19 protein-coding genes and 1 tRNA gene are annotated in these 19,097 nt (G+C 62.1%); 7 read left to right on the plus strand and 13 right to left on the minus strand.

Features of this window, described 5'->3' with window-relative positions; genetic code table 11:
- Window positions 1-44 precede the first annotated feature (44 nt).
- Window positions 45-662, plus strand: a complete 618-nt coding sequence (locus DXT74_RS18490; protein ID WP_114152526.1) for an HAD family hydrolase — start codon at window positions 45-47, stop codon at window positions 660-662.
- A gap of 2 nt (window positions 663-664) precedes the next feature.
- Here the strand turns inward: DXT74_RS18490 and DXT74_RS18495 are convergent, their stop codons facing one another.
- Both DXT74_RS18495 and DXT74_RS18500 read right to left on the minus strand, forming a co-directional pair.
- Entirely contained in the window at window positions 665-1,045 is a 381-nt protein-coding gene (locus tag DXT74_RS18495; RefSeq protein WP_194426717.1) for an MAPEG family protein, read from the minus strand.
- 163 nt (window positions 1,046-1,208) lie between these two features.
- Window positions 1,209-1,883 carry an energy-coupling factor ABC transporter permease gene (locus DXT74_RS18500; RefSeq protein ID WP_194426718.1) on the minus strand — a complete coding sequence of 225 codons (675 nt, stop codon included), beginning with the start codon at window positions 1,881-1,883 and terminating at the stop codon, window positions 1,209-1,211.
- A gap of 100 nt (window positions 1,884-1,983) precedes the next feature.
- On the opposite strand from DXT74_RS18500, the gene nadC reads away from it, so the two are divergent.
- On the plus strand, window positions 1,984-2,829 hold the full coding sequence (gene nadC, locus DXT74_RS18505) for a carboxylating nicotinate-nucleotide diphosphorylase (protein ID WP_194426719.1): 846 nt from the start codon (window positions 1,984-1,986) through the stop codon (window positions 2,827-2,829).
- A 90-nt stretch (window positions 2,830-2,919) separates the two neighbouring features.
- Window positions 2,920-4,800 (plus strand): GGDEF domain-containing protein, encoded by a 1,881-nt coding sequence (locus DXT74_RS18510; RefSeq protein WP_019104548.1) that lies wholly within the window; start codon window positions 2,920-2,922, stop codon window positions 4,798-4,800.
- Here DXT74_RS18510 and DXT74_RS18515 read toward each other — a convergent pair.
- From DXT74_RS18515 to trxA, 3 genes are all read right to left on the minus strand, one after another.
- Window positions 4,778-5,476 carry a CoA pyrophosphatase gene (locus DXT74_RS18515; RefSeq protein ID WP_231138222.1) on the minus strand — a complete coding sequence of 233 codons (699 nt, stop codon included), beginning with the start codon at window positions 5,474-5,476 and terminating at the stop codon, window positions 4,778-4,780. The genes DXT74_RS18510 and DXT74_RS18515 overlap by 23 nt on opposite strands.
- Window positions 5,477-5,787: 311 nt before the next feature.
- Window positions 5,788-7,044, minus strand: coding sequence for a transcription termination factor Rho (gene rho, locus DXT74_RS18520; protein WP_043591613.1), 1,257 nt, complete (start codon window positions 7,042-7,044; stop codon window positions 5,788-5,790).
- A 123-nt stretch (window positions 7,045-7,167) separates the two neighbouring features.
- The gene (trxA, locus tag DXT74_RS18525) at window positions 7,168-7,494 is read right to left on the minus strand and encodes a thioredoxin TrxA (RefSeq protein ID WP_039755088.1); all 327 of its coding nucleotides are present in this window, start codon (window positions 7,492-7,494) and stop codon (window positions 7,168-7,170) included.
- Between the two features lie 226 nt (window positions 7,495-7,720).
- Between trxA and fabI the strand changes: the two genes are divergently transcribed.
- Entirely contained in the window at window positions 7,721-8,509 is a 789-nt protein-coding gene (gene fabI / locus DXT74_RS18530; protein ID WP_043591772.1) for an enoyl-ACP reductase FabI, read from the plus strand.
- Window positions 8,510-8,766: 257 nt separating this feature from the next.
- On the opposite strand, the gene DXT74_RS18535 is transcribed toward fabI, so the two are convergent.
- Entirely contained in the window at window positions 8,767-9,162 is a 396-nt protein-coding gene (locus DXT74_RS18535) for a nuclear transport factor 2 family protein (RefSeq protein ID WP_194426720.1), read from the minus strand.
- A 390-nt stretch (window positions 9,163-9,552) separates the two neighbouring features.
- Between DXT74_RS18535 and DXT74_RS18540 the strand changes: the two genes are divergently transcribed.
- Window positions 9,553-10,314: a helix-turn-helix transcriptional regulator gene (locus DXT74_RS18540; RefSeq protein ID WP_194426721.1), complete on the plus strand. Its 762-nt coding sequence runs from the start codon at window positions 9,553-9,555 to the stop codon at window positions 10,312-10,314.
- A 132-nt stretch (window positions 10,315-10,446) separates the two neighbouring features.
- Here DXT74_RS18540 and DXT74_RS18545 read toward each other — a convergent pair whose 3' ends face one another.
- Window positions 10,447-11,850: an FAD-binding oxidoreductase gene (locus tag DXT74_RS18545; RefSeq protein ID WP_194426722.1), complete on the minus strand. Its 1,404-nt coding sequence runs from the start codon at window positions 11,848-11,850 to the stop codon at window positions 10,447-10,449.
- Window positions 11,851-12,003: 153 nt separating this feature from the next.
- Here DXT74_RS18545 and DXT74_RS18550 point away from each other — a divergent pair, with 153 nt between their 5' ends.
- Both DXT74_RS18550 and DXT74_RS18555 read left to right on the plus strand, forming a co-directional pair.
- On the plus strand, window positions 12,004-12,570 hold the full coding sequence (locus tag DXT74_RS18550) for a GNAT family N-acetyltransferase (protein ID WP_194426723.1): 567 nt from the start codon (window positions 12,004-12,006) through the stop codon (window positions 12,568-12,570).
- A 150-nt stretch (window positions 12,571-12,720) separates the two neighbouring features.
- Window positions 12,721-14,310 carry a hypothetical protein gene (locus DXT74_RS18555; protein ID WP_194426724.1) on the plus strand — a complete coding sequence of 530 codons (1,590 nt, stop codon included), beginning with the start codon at window positions 12,721-12,723 and terminating at the stop codon, window positions 14,308-14,310.
- Between the two features lie 33 nt (window positions 14,311-14,343).
- Here the strand turns inward: DXT74_RS18555 and DXT74_RS18560 are convergent, their stop codons facing one another.
- From DXT74_RS18560 to pheS, 6 genes are all read right to left on the minus strand, one after another.
- Complete coding sequence (locus DXT74_RS18560; RefSeq protein WP_194426725.1) at window positions 14,344-14,643, minus strand: putative quinol monooxygenase; 300 nt, start codon at window positions 14,641-14,643, stop codon at window positions 14,344-14,346.
- A gap of 264 nt (window positions 14,644-14,907) precedes the next feature.
- Window positions 14,908-14,984, minus strand: a tRNA-Pro gene (locus DXT74_RS18565).
- 30 nt (window positions 14,985-15,014) lie between these two features.
- Entirely contained in the window at window positions 15,015-15,368 is a 354-nt protein-coding gene (locus tag DXT74_RS18570; RefSeq protein WP_019103244.1) for a MerR family transcriptional regulator, read from the minus strand.
- Window positions 15,349-15,651, minus strand: coding sequence for an integration host factor subunit alpha (locus DXT74_RS18575; RefSeq protein ID WP_019103243.1), 303 nt, complete (start codon window positions 15,649-15,651; stop codon window positions 15,349-15,351). Before DXT74_RS18575 ends, DXT74_RS18570 begins: the two co-directional genes overlap by 20 nt.
- A gap of 75 nt (window positions 15,652-15,726) precedes the next feature.
- Window positions 15,727-18,084: a phenylalanine--tRNA ligase subunit beta gene (pheT, locus tag DXT74_RS18580; RefSeq protein ID WP_194426726.1), complete on the minus strand. Its 2,358-nt coding sequence runs from the start codon at window positions 18,082-18,084 to the stop codon at window positions 15,727-15,729.
- Between the two features lie 21 nt (window positions 18,085-18,105).
- Window positions 18,106-19,089 (minus strand): phenylalanine--tRNA ligase subunit alpha, encoded by a 984-nt coding sequence (gene pheS, locus DXT74_RS18585; protein WP_043633812.1) that lies wholly within the window; start codon window positions 19,087-19,089, stop codon window positions 18,106-18,108.
- Window positions 19,090-19,097: the final 8 nt, after the last annotated feature.

Here is a 19,097-nt window from a genome sequence, read left to right on the forward strand (position 1 = left end):
ACAGCTGGCGCGAAACCCTCGCGCTCTCGACAAAAGGCGAAACGATGAATTCAAGCGTAGATGTGCTGGTATTCGATCTGGGCGGAGTATTGGTGGACTGGAACGGCATCGATCCGCTGGTGCGGCTTTCTCAGGGCAAGCTGAACCCGGAACAGGCCCGGCGCTTCTGGATGGAAACGCCGTGGATCGCCGAACTCGACACCGGCGCCTGCACGCCGGAAGCGTTCAGCGCCGCGATGGCGGAACACCTGGGGCTGGACATCGACGCGACGGAAATGACCGCGCAACTGGACAGCTGGCTGCGCGGCGCCTTCCCCGGCGCGGCGGAGATGCTGGCCCAGCTTGGCGCGCGCCATCGCCTGGCCGTGCTCAGCAACAACAACGCGCTGCACTGGGACAAAATCGAACGTGAATTCGATCTGCTGCACCGTTTCGACCGGCTATTCGCCTCCCATCTGATCGGCCTTCGCAAGCCGGATGACGAGGTATACCGTCATGTACAGCAAGAGTTGGACGCCCCCCCTCACCGCATCGCCTTTTTCGACGACAACATAGAATGCGTGGACGCCGCCCGCCGCGCCGGCTGGCAAGCGTTTCACACCAAGGGCTTGGACCAGGTGCAGGCCGCTCTGCGCGCCAACGGCTGGCTGGACGCCGTCTAGCGCTAGAACAGGCCGCCGGCCTTGCAGAAGATCGCCACCACCGTCAGCAGCCCAATCAGCCAAGACAATGAGCGCAAGCTGGCCTGGTCAGCCAGGTACAACAAGCCGTGCGCAACCCGCGCCGCGATGAAGACCGCGGCGGAGGCATCCAAAAATGCCGGCGGCACATGCATTCCCCACCCCACCAGCACCGCGGCGGCGAAGGTTGGGAACGCCTCCCAGGCGTTCTGCTGCGCCCAATTAGCCCGCTGCCGATAACCGCTGGCCAGGGCCAGCGCCTCACGCGGCTTGTGGTTGTCCACCCGCGAACCGGCTTTGGCCACCCCGGCCCAGATCAATGGCAGCAGAGCGGCCAGCAAAAGGCTCCATAACGCGAACGGCATATCATTCTCCTATGTTGATCCAGCCTCGAACAAAAGCTGCTTAAGATATTGCGAGTTAAGCGAGACAAGGCCTTGCGACCAAGGACACGGATACTCGGTTGGTTCATCGGCATAATGAAGCATGCTCGCCGCCCTCAAGGCGAAACGGATGATAAACAGCTTCTCACGGCGCGCGGCGCCTATGTCCCAGATAGCGCCCGTCGTCAAAGGTGGCCACCCATTCCGGCCGGTAAACCACCAGCACCGCAGCCAGCAAACCCGTGGTGAAAGCCTCCGACCATGACAATAAAAAATAGAACGGAAGCGTCTCTTCAAGCAACTGGTCCCAGGGATAGGCGCCGGCCAGCCCCAAGGCCAACAAGCCGGACAGGCCGGCGGCGAACATGCCGGCGCCGCCGGCGAGGAAGCCGTTGACGAAGACATAAACGAACAGATTACTGGGCAAGACGCGCTGACTCAAGCGCAGCGCCGCGGCGGACAGCACCACCGGCGGCGCAATCATGCTCAAATAATTCAGACCCAGCGCCAGCGGATCGGCTTGTCCGCTCAAAGCCAGCGCCAGCAAGGGCAGCGCCAACGCCAGCAAGGCCAGCCAGGGCCCCATCATCAGGGTGAACAAGCCGGCGCCCAGCAAATGGAAAGACAAGCCAGGCGCCACGCCGCCTCGCAACAGCCACAGGGCCAGCGCCAACACACAGGCGCCCATCCAGGCGTTGCAGGCAGGCAAGGGCAAAGCGCGCCAGGCCACCTGCCGCGCCGCCAGCGCCAGCAAAGACAAAGCCCCGCCATTGCTCAGCCAAAGCGCGACGTCGGGAAAAAATGATGCGGGCAAATCCATGACCTACCTACCGGCTTTATTATCCATTTCGAATGATACCAGAGCGTGCGCACCAACCCGTCTCCATTGGGTACAATGACGTTTTATTGGAGAGTTCCGCATGCCCGCTTTGCCCGCCCCCCACCTGATCGCCCAGCACGTCGCCGCCGCCCTGGCCGAAGACATCGGCCGTTGCGACTGGACCGCCCTGCTGATTCCCGAACACAGCGCCGGCGCGGCGCGGGTGGTCGCGCGCGAGGCGGCTACCTTGTGCGGTCAGGCCTGGTTCGACGAATGCTTCCGCCAGGTTGACCCTGATTGCCAGGTGGAATGGCTGGCCGCCGAAGGTGAGCAAGTCGCCGCCGGCGCCGTGCTGTGCACTATCTCCGGCCCGGCGCGCGCGCTGCTAAGCGCGGAGCGCTCCGCGCTCAACTTCCTGCAAACCCTGTCCGCGGTCGCCAGCCAAACCCGCCGCTACGTCGACGCCGTGGCAGGCACCCGCGCCCGGATTCTGGACACGCGCAAGACCATGCCCGGACTGCGGCTGGCGCAGAAATACGCGGTGACGGTGGGCGGCGGCGACAATCAGCGCATTGGCCTGTTCGACGGTATCCTGATCAAGGAAAACCACATCATGGCCGCCGGCGGCATCGCCGCCGCGCTGCGGGCCGCGCAACAGCTGGCCCCCGCCGACGTCAGCCTGCAGATCGAGGTGGAAACGCTGGAACAACTGGAGGAAGCGCTGCGCCATGGCGCCAAGCTGGCGCTGCTGGACAATATGTCTCTGGAGCAAATGCGCGAGGCGGTGCGCTTGACCGCCGGCCGCGCTCTGTTGGAGGCCTCCGGCGGCGTGGACTTCGACACCGTGCGCGCGATTGCTGAAACCGGGGTCGACCGCATTTCCGTGGGCAAGCTGACCAAGGATATCCAAGCCGTCGATCTCTCGATGCGATTCACCACGGCCTGACACCCCCGGACCCGCCTGCTGGTGGCGGGTTCCTGTCATACTTCGCCGCCTAGCGCTATAACTGGTTCATAACCCCCAATAACGAGCGTCATGGACTTCAACCTCCGCAAACGGAACAAACGCCCGGCACGCTATGCGATCTGGGGCTCCATTTTCTTCCTGCTAGCGACTCTGGCGTTGGTGGCTCTGGAACTGCTCAACACCTACCAACAGGAAGAGGAAAACGCGCTGCGACAGGCTAACGGCCTCAGTCAATTGCTGGCCGAGCGGCTGGCCGCCGGCGTCAGCGAAGCCGGGCTGATCCTGCAAAACACGAGTCAACTGCCGCAAGTCCAAACCCTGCTGCACACCGGCAAAAGCAGTGAAGACGGACAACAAAAACTGTATCAACAGCTGCAACAGCAACTGCAGCTGGCGCCCTATCTGAGCCGAATCGAAATCATAGACAGCGCCTGTCAGGCCATCTTCACCAGCCGCCAGGCCGCCATCGTGCGGCAGCCGCACAATGAATTCTGCCGCTGGCTGCATAGAAACGAAGACCCGGAAAACAGTTACACCGCCGCCCAACACAACCCCGAGCAACACGGCATCGTTCTGGCCAGCAAGCTGCGCGACGACAGCGGCAATGTCATAGGCATGGCCGCCGGCGTCATCGCCAACAATTTTTTCCAGGATGAAGTCTCTCGCGTCACCGTGGGTGAACACGGGGAAATCCTGGTGCTGGATCAACGCCAGCTGATGGTGGCGCGCTGGCCCAAACCGCCCAAGGGGCTGGAACGGCAGTTCCGGCCGCTCCAGCCGGCCAAACTGCTCAGCCGCGACGGCAATCAGGCGCAATTCAGCGCGCCGTCCAATATCGACGGCGTCACCCGCTTGTACAGCCAAAGCCAGACGGGACGCTACCCGTTTCAAGTGGCGGTGGGCATCGCCCGCAAGGATTTCACCCGCTCCGTGCAGGAAAAGGCGACGCTGGCGCTGCTGGGCTGGCTGTTCATCGCCGGCATGACGCTGCTGGCCTTGCGCAATTATCTGTCCAATCTGCGTCAGCACACGCTGCTGAGCCGTAGCACGGACCTGATCCGGCAAAGCGAGGAAGAAGCCAAGCTGATTCTGGACACCGCGCCGCTGGCGCTGCTGTTGGTCAATCCCAAAACACGCCGCATTCAGCGCGCCAACGCGCTGGCGCGAGCCATGCTTCAGTTGCCGCCGCGCGCGCCAGGGACCAAGGAAGATTCGGACATTCTCAACCTGCCTTTTCGGCTGCAGCCGCTGGAACAGTGGCTGGAAGCCGGCCAGGAAATCGAGAGTCAGGAAATGGAGCTGGAACTGGAGGACCACAGCCGGCTCTGGGTCATTGTCTCCCTGCGTCCCTTGGGCGAGCGCACCCCGCCGTCCACCTTAGTGGCGCTCTACGACATCTCCAGCCGCAAACAGCTGGAAGAGCAATTACAGGAAAGCAACCAGCAGCTGAGCGAAATGGCGGCCACCGACCCGCTGACCCATCTATACAATCGGCGCTACGCCGACATGATGCTGAAAGACGAAATCAGCCGCTGCGAACGCTATGGACAGTCATTGACCATCGCGGTATTCGACATTGATCACTTCAAGCAATTCAACGATCGGCATGGCCATCAGGCCGGCGACAATGTGCTGGTGGCCGTGGCCAACGCGCTGACCGACACCACGCGCAACACCGACATCAGCGCCCGGGTGGGCGGTGAGGAATTTCTAGTGATTTTCCCCTGCACCCGGCTGCGCGACGCGCAAAAAGTGATGGAACGGGTGCAAGTGGTGTTGAGTCAGACACGCTTCCCGCTGGTGGATCAGAGCGTGACCTTCAGCGGCGGATTAACCGACTGGAGGCCTCACGACACGCCGGAACTGATGCTGGCGCGCGCCGACCGCCTGCTTTACGAAGCCAAGGTCGCCGGCCGCAACATTCTGTTCAATGATCTGGACATGACCTGAACGGCGGCCCATCCTGCCCCGCCACGCCCAAGGCGTCGGACAGCAGCCACAGCATCGCCGCGGTGGCGCCCCAGATGCGGTGGCTCTGCCAGTCCAGCGACAGATAAGCTCGCAGCTGGCCGTCGTCCCCCTGATGGCTGTGGCGCTGATAGGCCCCGGTATCCATCAAAAGCGGCAGCGGCGCCTCGAACACCTCCGCCACCTCTCCCGGTTCCGGGCTGAGCTCGAACGGCGGCAGCACCAATCCCACCACCGGCGTCACCACAAAGCCGGTAATCGTCACATAGTCCGGCAAACGTCCCAGCAGCCGGACATGGCTCTCCGCCAGCCCGGTCTCCTCTCGCGTTTCGCGCAGCGCGGCGCGCTCGGCGGAACCGTCGTCCCGCTCCAGCTTGCCGCCCGGAAAGCTGACCTGGCCGGCATGCGCCGGCAGATTTTCAGCGCGCCGGGTCAACAACACCGTCGGCCCCTCGCTATGCCACACCAGCGGTACCAGCACCGCCGCCGGCCGCAGCCCGCCATCGGCCTGCCGGAAACTGAAATCGCCCACCCTGCCGGTAAAGTCATAAGCCGAAAGCCGACCGGCGATCCAGTCGGCCGCTTCTCCCGCCTCCATCGACCACATATTATTGTCCCCTGCCGTCATCCACTCGCCGGGCCAACACGCCAGCGGCATCCTTGCTCCATCTTAGGCCAAATCACGACCTCTCTGTCGGCGCCGCCATGGCTATTAACAAAAAACCCGCGCGCCAAGCACCTGAACGGCGCCGGCGGACGCGGGCAAAAAAAATGCCAGGCGGCGAGCCTGGCACATGGCTGAGCATTTCTGCTTGAAACACTCTTAGAGTCTGTTCATCATCTGCTGCGCTTCTTGATACGCCCCACGGTGAGTACCGCTTCGAAATGCTCATGTACCACTTGACCATTCCGCTTTCTCAGCGGTTTTCGCCTTGTCTCGCTCTTGCTCGCTAGATTTTGAACAGGCTCTTAGCGGCGCATCGAGTCGAAGAACTGCTGGTTCGACTTGGTGGCCTTGATCTTGTCCTGCAGGAATTCCATCGCTTCCAGATCGTCCATCGGGTAGAGCAACTTGCGCAGCACCCAGATCCGCTGCAACTGATCCTGCGGAATCAGCAGTTCTTCGCGGCGAGTGCCTGAGCGGTTGATGTTCAGCGCCGGGAAAATGCGCTTCTCCGCCATGCGGCGCTCCAGATGGATTTCGCTGTTGCCGGTGCCCTTGAATTCTTCGTAGATCACATCGTCCATGCGGCTGCCGGTATCGATCAGCGCGGTGGCGATGATGGTCAGGCTGCCGCCCTCTTCCACATTACGCGCAGCGCCGAAGAAACGCTTGGGGCGCTGCAGCGCGTTGGCGTCCACGCCGCCGGTCAGCACCTTGCCGGAAGCCGGCACTACGGTGTTGTAGGCGCGAGCCAGGCGGGTAATGGAATCCAGCAGAATCACCACGTCCTTCTTGTGCTCCACCAGGCGCTTGGCCTTCTCGATCACCATCTCGGCCACTTGCACGTGGCGGGTGGCGGGCTCGTCGAAGGTGGAAGACACCACCTCGCCCTTGACCGAACGCTGCATCTCGGTCACTTCTTCCGGACGCTCGTCGATCAACAGCACGATCAGCACCGCTTCCGGATGGTTGGCGGTGATGGCGTGAGCGATGTGCTGCAGCATCACGGTCTTGCCAGACTTCGGCGGGGCCACCAGCAGGCCGCGCTGACCCTTGCCGATCGGCGAGATCAGATCAATGATGCGGCCAGTAATGTTCTCTTCGGCGCGGATGTCGCGCTCCAGCTTGAATTGCTCGGTGGGAAACAGCGGCGTCAGATTCTCGAACAGAATCTTATGCTTGGAGTTTTCCGGCGCTTCGCCGTTGACCTTGTCCACCTTGACCAGCGCGAAATAGCGCTCGCCGTCCTTCGGAGTGCGGATCTCGCCTTCGATCGAATCGCCGGTATGCAGGTTGAAGCGACGAATCTGCGACGGGCTGACATAGATGTCGTCCGGGCCGGCCAGATAGGAGGTGTCTGGGCTGCGCAGGAAACCAAAACCGTCCGGCAGCACTTCCAGGGTACCTTCGCCGAAAATGCTCTCGCCTTTTTTGGCCTGGTTTTTCAGCAAGGCGAAAATCAAGTCCTGCTTGCGCAGTCGATTGGCCCCGTCGATCTCGTTGGAAATGGCCATTTCAACGAGCTCGGAAACATGAAGATGTTTTAGATCAGATAAGTGCATAGCAGCCGTAGGTCGACTCGGTAACGATTTAGCGGAACGCTGAATTCGGAGGGTGGCGTAAAAATGGAACGGGCAACGCGTCAATCGCTACCCGTTTTGAGATTTTGCTGGAGAATAGACGCTTTACAGTTGGCTGTCAATGAAGGCGGTCAACTGGCTCTTGGCCAGCGCGCCCACCTTGGTGGCGGCAACCTGGCCGTCTTTGAAAATCATCAGCGTCGGGATGCCGCGAATGCCGAATTTCGGCGGCGTCAGTTCGTTTTGGTCGATGTTCAGCTTGACTACTTTCAGGCGGCCTTCGTATTCCTTGGCCACTTCGTCCAGGATGGGAGCGATCATCTTGCACGGACCACACCACTCGGCCCAGTAATCGACCAGCACCGGCAGGTCGGCTTTCAGAACATCGGTATCGAAACTGTCATCGCTTACGTGGTGGATGAGATCGCTCATGGTTTCCTCGCTAAATATTTTGGTGGTGCATCTACTGCAATTGATGTGTGATGGTAGCAAGCGCGGAGTGCCGGAGCAACCGGAAATCCGGAGCGCGCCGCCGGGTTCGCGCTTCACTCTTCCCTTATATACCACCTGGAACCACTTGGCCTGGCCGACAATGCCGCTGCTGAAACCTCCAGGCTTCGGTATAATGCGCAGCTGTTTATTCCGAGAAGGACTCCAAATGGGCTTTCTGCAAGGCAAAAAGATTCTGATTACCGGCATGATCTCCAACCGCTCCATCGCTTACGGCATTGCCCAGGCCTGTCATCGCGAAGGCGCGGAACTGGCGTTCACCTATGTGGTGGACAAGCTGGAAGACCGAGTGCGCGAAATGGCCGCGGATTTCGGTTCCAAGCTGGTTTTCCGCTGCGACGTGCAGAATGACGAAGAAATCAATAAATTGTTCGCTGATCTCGGCAAGGAATGGGACGGTCTGGACGGTTTGGTGCACGCCATCGCCTTTGCCCCGCGCGAATCGCTGGAAGGCGACTTTTTGGATGCGCTGAGCCGCGAAGCCTTCCAGACCGCGCACGACGTGTCCGCCTATAGTTTCCCGGCGCTGGCCAAGGCCGCGCGCCCGATGATGCAAGGCCGCAACGCCGCTCTGCTGACCCTGTCCTACTTGGGCGCGGTGCGAGCCATCCCGAATTACAACGTGATGGGCCTGGCCAAAGCCAGCCTGGAAGCTTCGGTGCGCTTCATGGCCGCCAGCCTGGGCAAGGACGGCATCCGCGTCAACGGCATTTCCGCGGGCCCGATCAAGACCCTGGCCGCCGCCGGCATTTCCGGCTTCTCCAAACTGCTGGCCATGGCTGCCGGACAGTCCTGTCTGCGCCGTAACGTCACCACCGAGGAAGTGGGCAATACCGCCGCTTTCCTGTTGTCCAATCTGTCCTCCGGCATTACCGGCGAAATCACTTATGTCGACGCCGGCTTCAGCATCAACTCGCTGAACGTTCCGGAAGCCTGATTCAATCGCCGCCATATCGAAATGGACCCGTCGGGTCCATTTTTTTATCCTCGCCGATAAACCGCCACACCGTCATTTGCTCCAAGATTAATCTCATTGAAAATAGATGAGCGGAGCGATATTGCATTCAAAACAATGTGGCTGATATTCAAGGGACGCCAACGCCTGATTATAAAGTCATGCGGCCAAGTCACATTGAATATCGATGATACGCTTCGCAATGGGCCAAGCCGTCATAAACCCGGCCCAATCTGTCGTCAGCAACGAGAACCCAGATCTCTATCCTCTGCCGCCCCGCCCAGCATATGGGTTAGTTCATCGCAGGCGCGCACCATGCCGTCGCGTACACGGAACTCGGCGATGACCAGCATCCGTACCTGACCGCCGGCCCGCTTGTCCGCGGTAACCAAATGACGGGTGAACAGCCGCTCTCCCTGCTCCGCCCAGCTCAGGATTTCAAGGCCGACCCGGCTGCACTCCCGCTTCAAATGGCGCAAATGCCTGACGAAAGCGGGGTAATCCAGATTGCGGCCGTCCGCCTGCTGCCGGTAGTCCGGATGCACCAGTCGGGCCAAGCGGCTTTCGTCTAGTTCCGGGCTCAGCAATGCGCATTCGAATAGTTCCCTCACCACAGTGATCGCGGTGTCTTGCATGGTTTTGCTCCTTAGTACCGGTTTACGATCTGCCTCGCGTAGACGATGCGGCGTTGAAACCAGCATTCAAAATGCTCATGCACCACCTGTACATTCCGCTTTCTCAGCCGTTTTCGCCTTGTCTCGCTGGGTCGTAAACACATTCTTAGAGTGGCTAACAAAACTCAGTTTCACGGCTGAGGCAAAGCGCGCCGACGCAGACAGTACATTGAGTACGGCAAGTCCGGACAACGCAGCATCAGGGGTTTTGCTAGCCGCTCTTAGTAGGGACAGATGTCGATAAAGGGCGACGCGGCCCATGCCTCGCCGCCACCGTGGCCAGTATCACGCCCCGCGGCGGCGGCGCGTTATCGCTATAATGCCAACGGATAGCTCAAACAGGCCAAGACCATGCTGATCGCCGCCAACCGCATCCATCACCACGCCGCCGACCCCGACGCCTGGCACAGCCATGACAGCGGCCAGCTGAGCTTGCTGCGCCACGGCGTGCTAAGCATCGCCACCGACGACGGCCGGCTCTGGCTGCCGCCCGGCCACTTGGTCTGGATTCCTCCCGGCGTGCGCCACGCCTCGCATCGTCACGGCCTGATAGACGGCATCAGCCTCCGCCTTGCCGCAGCGGCCTACGACCGGCTTCCCGCCTACGCGCAAGCCATCGCCTGCGATGCGCTGCTCCCCGCCATCATGCGGCGCGCGCTGGACTTCGCCGTTCCGCCTCTTCCCAGAGAACAGCGGTTGCTGGAGGTCTTGCTGGACGAATTGGAGCAATGTCCATCCTTGAGCTTGAGCCTGAGCCTGCCGCTGCCGCAAGACCGGCGCGCGCGCCGCGTCGCCGACGCCTTGACGGAAGCGCCCGATGACCCCCGCTCGCGCGACGACTGGGCGCAATGGGCCGGCCTCAGCGGGCGCAGCCTGAGCCGCCTGTTTCCAGAACAAACCGGGCTCAGCTTCCAGGCCTGGCGCCGCCGGTTGCGGCTATTGAAGTCCCTGGAATATTTATCGGCCGGCCAAGCCGTCGGCGTCGCGGCCTGGCGCTGCGGCTACGACAGCCCAAGCGCCTTCATCGCCGCCTTCCGCCAGGCCTTCGGCCACACGCCAACCCAGTTATTGGGCTGGTCCGCGGGCGCCTTCAGCGAAAACTCAGGCTCTTGAAGCCACTGAACAGCCCAGCCAACGCCTCGATCAACAACCCACCCTGAGAGCCAGTTCACGATCTCGCTAGCAAGGGCGAGACCACAAGAAGTGCGTCGCGACATGAGCGGCGGCCATATCGCATGCCCGCCTTCAAGCCAGCAGCGACTCCAGCGCCGCGGCCAACTTGCCCGCGCTCCGCCGAGCCCATGCGGGCGCGGAGCCTCCAGCGCACAGCCTCTCCTCCAGCGCGTAGGCGCTGCGCACCAGATGATAGCCAAGCCATGGAGCCGGTTCCGGAGCCCAACGGCGCACCTGCTCCAAACGCCCTTCAGACATGGCCCAGGGCATGGAGGTCAAATCGCCGTCTCGCTCCAGGATCAATTCCGCCAGCGTGCGCCCCATCAAGTTAGACGCCCCCACGCCCTCGCCGCCGTAACCGCCGGCCATGGCGATGCCGGCCCGCCGGTCATACAGCGCATAGGGCGTGAAAGCGCGCGCCACGCCCAAGGTGCCGCCCCAGCGGTACTCAACCTCCGTAGCGCCCAGCGCCGGCAACAATTGACGCAGCAGACGCTCGCGCCAAGCGAACTCATCGCTGCCCGGATCAAAGTTCCATCGTTCACGGCCGCCCAGCCGGTAGCCCCCGCGCGCGCCAAACACCAGGCGGCCGTCCGCGCTGCGTTGCCCGTAAGTCACCATCCGGCTCAAATCGCCGAAAGCCTGACGATCAGCCAGGCCAATCTCATCCCATTGAGCAGACGACAACGGCTCAGTGGCCAACAGCAGGCTCTGCACCGGCAGCAGACAACGCGCCAAGCGGGAAAACTGCCCGGCCGCGCCTTCCAGCGCCGGCACGATGACGTCGGCGCGCAACTCGCAGCCGTCCAACCCCGCCACGCCCGGAGCGAGCCGGCGCACCGGGCTGCGCTCATGAATCCGCACCCCCAGCCGCGCCGCGGCCCGCGCAAGGCCTTGCGCCAGCCTGGCCGGCTGAATCACCGCGCAATGCGGCGAGAACACCCCGCCGCGCACATCGCGCGCACCCAACTGCTCTTGTGCCTCTTTGCGGTCCAGCCATCGAAAGTCGGCTTCGCCGTGCCCCGCCCGTCGCAACTCCCGCAGCCAGTTCCGTCCCATTGCCTCCTGCTCCGGATAGCGCGCCGCCGCGTACAACACCCCGCCATGGGCAAAGTCGCAATCGATGCCCTCCCGCGCCAAGATCTCGGCCACCTCGTCGACAATGCCGAACAACCGCCGCCGCGCTTGTTCACGCCGCTCGCCGTCCAGCCTGAGCAAATGGGCATCCTGATTGGCCAGCCCTCCGATCAGCCAGCCTCCGTTGCGCCCAGACGCGCCATAGCCGCAAGTTTCGGCTTCCAGCACCGCCACATCCAGCTTCGGCGCCATGCGCTTGAGGTAGTAAGCCGTCCAAAGGCCGGTATAGCCGCCGCCGATTACCGCCACATCGCAGTGCGCCGATTGCGTCAACGGCGGCCAATGCGGCTCGGCGGGGCTTTGATCCAGCCATAGACAGGCTTGAGTCAGTGAGGACATGCGCTCTCCTTGTTGCGGCCAACCGGCTAAGAACCTGTTTACGATATCGCGAGCAAGGGCGAGATCGTAAACAGGTTCTTAGGCTCGGCCGTGTCGCCAACGCTGTTATCATGAAGGTCGACCATACCCGTCCATTGCGAGAAGAACCAGCTTATGGAAATTCTGATTTTTCCCGAAGCGGAAGTGCCCGCCGAACTACGCATGCAAGTTCTCGAGCTGCAAAACCTGGCCTGGCCTGGCGAACCGCCAACCCGCCCCGACCCCATCCACGATCCCGCACTACGGCCGCTGTCGCTGTTGCTGGTGGAGAACCGTCGGGTGCTGTCGGCGCTGGACATCCTCAGCAAGCAGCTAAGCCATGCGGGCGAGGACTTCCAGGCCAGCGGCATCAGCTGCATGGTCACTCAGCCCGAGGATCGCAGCCGCGGCTTGGGGCGATTGCTGGCCGCCTCCGCTCGCGAAACCATGCAAGCCAACGGCGCAGATCTCGGCATCTTCACTTGCGACCGTCCCCTGCGGCGCTTTTACCAAAGTTGCGGCTGGAGCGAACTGCCTGGCGCCGTCTTGATCGGCGGCACGCCGGCCTCGCCGTTTCCCAGCAGCCAATTCGACAAAGCGACGATGGCCAGCTTTTTCAGCGACAAGGCCAAGCAAATGGCCGCGCGCTTCGAGCATTGCGAGATTGCGCTCTACCCGGGGGACATCGACAAGCTTTGGTGAACCGCGTGACGCCGTCGGGCCGAAGCCAACGAGTATCCGGCGCGATCAAAACACCAATGCGGAGCGGTAGAATCATTCCTTCCGCGACAAACGCCAGCCTCAGCCCCTACCGGCGCTCTGTTCCGCCAATCCGCAAGCGACCCAGCCACCATGATCGAAACGCCCGACATCATCGAAATCGAGTTATCCGCGCCCTACCGAGTCCAGGGCGAAGCCGCCCGCGGTCAGTCCGTTTGGCTGTTGGCCCGTCTCTGGCATGCCCACCATTTTGGCGACGGCTCGGTGTCCGCCGCCGCCTTGCGGCTCGGCTTCCCTGGCCAAAACAATATTCGCATGCTGATCTCGCGCGCTTTCGCCGATTTCGCGCGTTGGGGTGTGCAAGCGGGCTGGGGAGCCGCTCACGGCCAGCCCATCTCCACCCTGCCGTTGAACGGGCGCAGCCGCGGTCCATTCTGGCTGACGGCCGACATGGCCTCGCGACTGCGTTTCAGCGCCGGCGGCGTAGAGGTGGAGCGGGATTGGCTGGAACACTTTCTGGGCCTGCGCAGGGAGCGGCCGGAAAACCCGGCCGGCGATCTGTCCAACCTGATGCGCGACATGCGCTTCTGGCAGCAGATGGCGCAAGCGATCCGCGATGAATACGACGGTTTCGGACGCCGCCCCAGCCGTCAGGTAGCGGAATCCTTCCACGTTGCGCGCCAGTTCGCCGACGACGATTTTCAACAGGCGCTGGCTTTGATGAAGGAAAGCCTGGCCTGGCGCCGCAGCGCCCAGTTGGACGGCAGCCGCAGCGCGCTGAAACGGCTGGACCGAGTGCTGGACGCCGGCAGCGTGCATCACGCCCACCCTACTTTCGCCGCCATGGCTTGCATCGTCAGAGCCTGGGAACGCTACACCCATGGCGATGCCGAAGCGGCTCAGACCATGCTGGAGCATCTGCAAACCTCGCCGGAGCTGCAACCGGTATTCCGCTACAACCCGCGGGTACGCTTCGAATGTCTGAATCTGATGGCGCTGTTGCACAAGCACGCCGCCACCAGCGGCGCGGGCATAGCGCGCCAGCAAGGCCAGGCCGGCGCGGCTCTGCAAGCGCTGAGCGGCGCGCTGGAGGCGGCTTACGAGGCGGATTCGATCGACGCCGCCCAACATGTGGCCGCCAATATCGGTTGGTGCTTGTGGCTGTTCTGGCAGCAAGGTTTGATCGACCCGGAACGAGAACAGCAGGTGAGCGCGGTGCAACTGCAAGCAATGCGCTGGCTTGGCCTATCCGAATGGATTTGCGACCGTTTCGGCTACGGCAGCGGCTCCGCCTGGAACCTGATCTTCATCCTGCGCATCGCACGCGGCAACTGTCCGCCGCCGCGCTCGCGCAGCTTGGCCGCTTTCCGCGCACAACAGCCGCTGGCGCTGGAAACCGCCATCGCCGCCCTGCATCCCTTGCACGCCTCCTTGTCCCCAGCCAAGGGCTTTAGCCGCTGGTCCTCGGCGGCGGTCCTTGCTCTGGACGAGCAGATAGCCGGCAACGCCGCCTTCCCGCCCTTGCAACAAGCCAATCTATTGCTGGAGGCCGCATGGTTTCTGCTGCATGAGCAGGGGGCCGGACGGGAAGCCGCCGACGCGCTCTCCCGCCTCCAAGCCTTGCTTCCCTGCTTGCGCCGCAGCGAGCGCAGCTTTTTTAACGGAGAGTTGCAACGGCTGCCCATAGAAGCGCCGCTAGCCGCGCCCTGCCCAAAAAAATAGCCGGCAAAGCCGGCTGAACGCGGGTCGGCCGGTCTAGACCGGGTTCAACACATGCACGGACAGTCCGGCCACCGCGCCCTCGGTCGCGGCGGTGAAGCCCCGCAGCGCCGGCGCGTCCAGATGCCGATCCAGCGCGGCCTTGCTTGCCCATTTTTCCATTACCACCAAACTGTCCGCCCCAAACGGCTGCGGAGAATCCGCATGGTCCAGAGCCGGGCCGTATTCAATGCAACCCTCTTCCTCGCGCACCAGGGGCACGATCGCATTCAGCTCTTGCAAGATTACGGCGCGCTGCCCCGGTTTGGCGGTAATCACGGCAACTACATGCAACATGGCAATCCTTACATAAAGTCGACGACACGCCGCCGCGCGCATTCGCGACGGCCACTGAAATACGGCAAGCGCCAAGACAAATGGTTCGGCTCCACCTCAAGCGATAAAAACATATAGACGGAATGACCGGCTGAGTTAGGCCGATTCGTTGCGCCCAACCTGCCGAGTTTGATGTTACTGGAGGAATTTCTAAATTTCGGAGGAGAAAATAAAAAAAGCTCTGCAAATGCAGAGCTTTAAATATTTGATACTTTTGGAATTCTTTGGTCGGGGCGAGAAGATTCGAACTTCCGACCCCCTGCACCCCATGCAGGTGCGCTACCAGGCTGCGCTACGCCCCGACTCGAGAGAAACGTATTCTAAACTGCTTTTTAATTTTTGCCAAGCCCTGAATCGAGCCATTCTAAAATCGCCTCCAACTCGGTTCTCACCTCCTGGGCCGTTGCCGGACGCACTTCCTGGCCGTCCGCGCCCAATCGCTGGCGGGCTCCGTGAATGGTAAAACCATCGTCATATAACAAACCGCGAATGCGTCTGACCAATAACACTTCGTGATGTTGGTAGTAGCGGCGGTTGCCACGGCGCTTCACCTGACGCAGCTGGGAAAACTCCTGCTCCCAATAGCGCAGCACATGCGGCTTGACGCCGGTGAGCTCGCTCACTTCGCTGATGGTGAAGTAACGCTTGGACGGTATCGACGGCAGATCAGCCTTGCTTGTTGGCATGGAATTGCTCGACCATTCCCTTGAGTTTCTGACTAGCATGGAACGTTACCACACGTCGCGCGGTGATGGGAATCTCTTCCCCGGTCTTGGGGTTGCGACCCGGACGCTGCGGCTTGTCGCGCAACTGGAAATTACCGAAACCGGATAATTTGACGGAATCTCCGGACTCCAAGGCCTGGCGAATTTCTTCAAAAAACGATTCAACCATGTCCTTGGCTTCACGCTTGTTCAGACCCACTTGATCAAACAGCATGTCGGCCAGCTCAGCCTTGGTCAAAGTCATGTCACCCTCTCACACATCAATATTTCTAATCATTCAAAAGCCCGCCGACAAGCCGGCGGGCTCCACGCCTTGGGCTCAGCGCAGCTGAGCGCCCAGCTCGGCGGCAACGCCGTCCAGCAGGGCTTTAAGCGCCGGCTCCACATCTTCGTCGGTCAGCGTGCGGCTATTGTCCTGCAACATCACGCGGAAGGCCAGACTCTTCTTGCCTTCTTCCACGCCTTTGCCGCGATAAACGTCAAACAAAGCCACTTCGCTGACAATGGCGGCGCCATGCTTGGCAAAGCAGGCCAGCAATTGCTCCGTTTCCACCGCCTCGTCCACCACCAGCGCCAGATCGCGGCGCACCGCCTGGAACTTGCTCACCGGTTGTGCCTTGATAGGCTGCCGAGCTTCCACAGCGGCCAGATCCAATTCAAACAACACCGGAGCGCTGGACAAATCATATTGCTGCGCCCACTTGGGATGCAGTTCGCCAATCACGCCCACCGCCAGGCCATTCACCAGCACCTCGGCGCAGCGGCCCGGATGGAAGGCCGGGTGCTCTGCCTTGCGGAAGCTGGCTTGCTGCGGATGCAGCAGGGCTTCGACATCGGCTTTGACATCGAAGAAGTCGACTCGCTCCGCCTTGACCCCCCACTGCTCGGGCAAGCGCGGCCCCCAGGCGAGGCCGGCCACTTTTTCCGGCTGGTCGAACCAGTCGGCGGATTTCTTGAATACGCGCGCCACTTCGAACACGCGCACGCGCGGCTGCTTGCGGTTGATGTTGCCGACCAATACGTCCACCAAGCCGCCGATCAAGGTGGAGCGCATCACGCTCATCTGCGAGGCGATCGGATTGATCAGGCGCACCGGCTGCTCGTTGGCGGCGAAATCACGCTCCCAGGCTTCGTCGACGAAGGCGTAGCTGACGATTTCCTGATAGTCGCGGGCCGCCAGCAGATGGCGGATTTGATCGCGCGGCCGCAGCTCTTCCCGCTGCGCCAGCATGCGCATGCCGGAACGCGGCGCGTCTGCAGGAATCGCGTCGTAGCCGTAAACCCGCGCCACCTCCTCAATCAAATCTTCCTCAATCGCGATGTCGAAGCGGAAAGACGGCGCCTCCACGGTAAAAACCTCGCCGTCCAGGCGGTGAGTCAAGCCCAGCCGGCCCAGAATTTCACCGATCTGTTCGCTGCTCAGCGTCACGCCCAACAGCTTGGCGCAACGCGACACGCGCAGCTTGACCTCGCCGCGGCGCGGCAACTCGGCCACGGCGTCCACCACCGGGCCCGGTTGCCCCCCGCAGATGTCCAACACCAGGCGGGTGGCGCGCTCCATCGCATCGCGCTGTAGCTGGAAGTCCACGCCGCGCTCGTAACGGAAAGAGGAATCCGAACCGAAACCCAGCTCGCGCGCTTTGCCGGCAATCGCTTCCGGAGCAAAGAAAGCGCTTTCCAGGAAGATGTCCGTGCTGCCGGTGGTCACGCCGCTGTGCTCGCCACCCATGATGCCGGCGATGGCCAATGCTTTGCTCTGGTCCGCGATCACCATGTAATCGGGATTGAGCTTGACGGTTTTTTCGTTCAAGCACAGCAGTTCTTCGCCGTCCTTGGCCATGCGCACGACGATGCCGCCGTCCAGCTTGGCCAGGTCGAAGGCGTGCATGGGCTGACCTTGTTCCAGCAATACATAGTTGGTGATGTCGACCACGGCGGAAATCGAACGCAGGCCCGCGCGCTCCAAACGGCGACGCATCCATTCCGGCGTGGCGGCGGCGGCGTTGACGCCCTTGAGCACGCGCCCCAGGTAACGACCGCAACCCGATTTAGCGTCGATGCTCACCGACAGCGCATCGTCGATGACCGGCGCCACGGCGGGAATGACCACCGCCGCGAGTTCTGCGCCGGTCAGCGCCGCCACTTCGCGGGCGATGCCGCGAATGGACAGACAATCGGCTCGGTTGGGGGTGATTTTCAGCGTGAACAGCTGGTCGTCCAGGCCCAGGTAGTCGCGAATGCTCTGTCCCGTCGGCGCATCGGCCGGCAGTACCAGCAGGCCGTCTGCCTCGTCCGGCACGCCAAGCTCCTTGCCGGAACACAGCATGCCGTTGGATTCGACGCCGCGCATTTTGGTCGGCTTGATCTTGAAATCACCGGGCAGAGCGGCGCCGGGCAAGGCGCAAGGCACCTTCAGGCCCACGGCGACATTGGGCGCGCCGCAGACGATCTGCACCAGTTCGCCCGTCCCCACGTCCACCTTGGTCACGCGCAGGCGGTCGGCGTTTTCATGCTTGGCCACTTCCTTGACTTCAGCCACCACCACCCCGCTGAAGGCCGGCGCGGCGGCGTTGACTTCCTCCACCTCCAAACCCGCCATGGTCAGCAGGTAGGACAGTTCGTCGGTGCTCAGCGACGGATTAACCCAGCTTCTCAGCCATTGTTCGGAAAATTGCATAGTATTCGGCTCCGTACGCGATCAGTTGAACTGTCTCAGGAAGTTGAGGTCGTTCTCGAAGAACAGCCGCAGGTCGTTGACGCCGTAGCGCAACATGGCGAAGCGGTCGAGACCGATGCCGAAGGCGAAGCCGGTGTACTTCTCCGGGTCGATGTTGACATTGCGCAACACATTGGGGTGCACCATGCCGCAACCGCCCACTTCCAGCCAACCACGCTCGCCCAGCACATCGATTTCCGCCGACGGTTCAGTGAAGGGGAAGAAGGACGGACGGAAGCGCACTTGCAGGTCGTCGCGTTCAAAGAAACGACGTAGAAAATCGGTCACCACCGCCTTGAGATCGGCGAAGGACACGCCCTCTTCCACCCACAAGCCTTCCATCTGGTGGAACATCGGCGAATGGGTGGCGTCGGAGTCGACGCGATATACGCGGCCCGGAGCCACGATCTTGATGGGCGGCTGATTGCTCATCATGAAGCGCGCCTGGATCGGGCTGGTATGCGTGCGCAGCACGTCGCCGCCTTCCACGTAGAAGGTGTCGGCCATCGCGCGCGCGGGATGGTTTTCCGGGATGTTCAGCGCTTGGAAATTATAGAAATCGGTTTCGATCTCCGGACCGTCCGCCACTTCGAAACCCATGGTGCGGAACAGGCCGGCGATGCGCTCCAAAGTCAGCGCCACCGGATGCAAGCCGCCGCCGTTGCTGCCGCGCCCTGGGAGGGTCACGTCCAGCGCCTCGGCGGCCAGTTGCGCCTCCAGCTTGGCGGCGTTCATTTGATCAAGGCGCTGTTTGTGCGCGGCCTCAAAAGCCTGCTTGGCCACGTTAATGGTGGCGCCGGCGGCCTTGCGCTCTTCAGCGGGCAGCTTGCCCAGCTGCTTCAGGAGTTCGGTCAACTCGCCGCTCTTGCCCAGATAGCGGGCCTTGACCTGCTCCAGTTCAACGAGATCGGCCGCCGCGGCTACCGCGGTCAGGCCGGATTGGAGAATCGCGTCAACGTTGTTCATCGTGTTCC

Origin of the sequence: Chromobacterium sp. Rain0013 (assembly GCF_015291765.1) — a bacterium.
Classification (GTDB): domain Bacteria; phylum Pseudomonadota; class Gammaproteobacteria; order Burkholderiales; family Chromobacteriaceae; genus Chromobacterium; species Chromobacterium haemolyticum.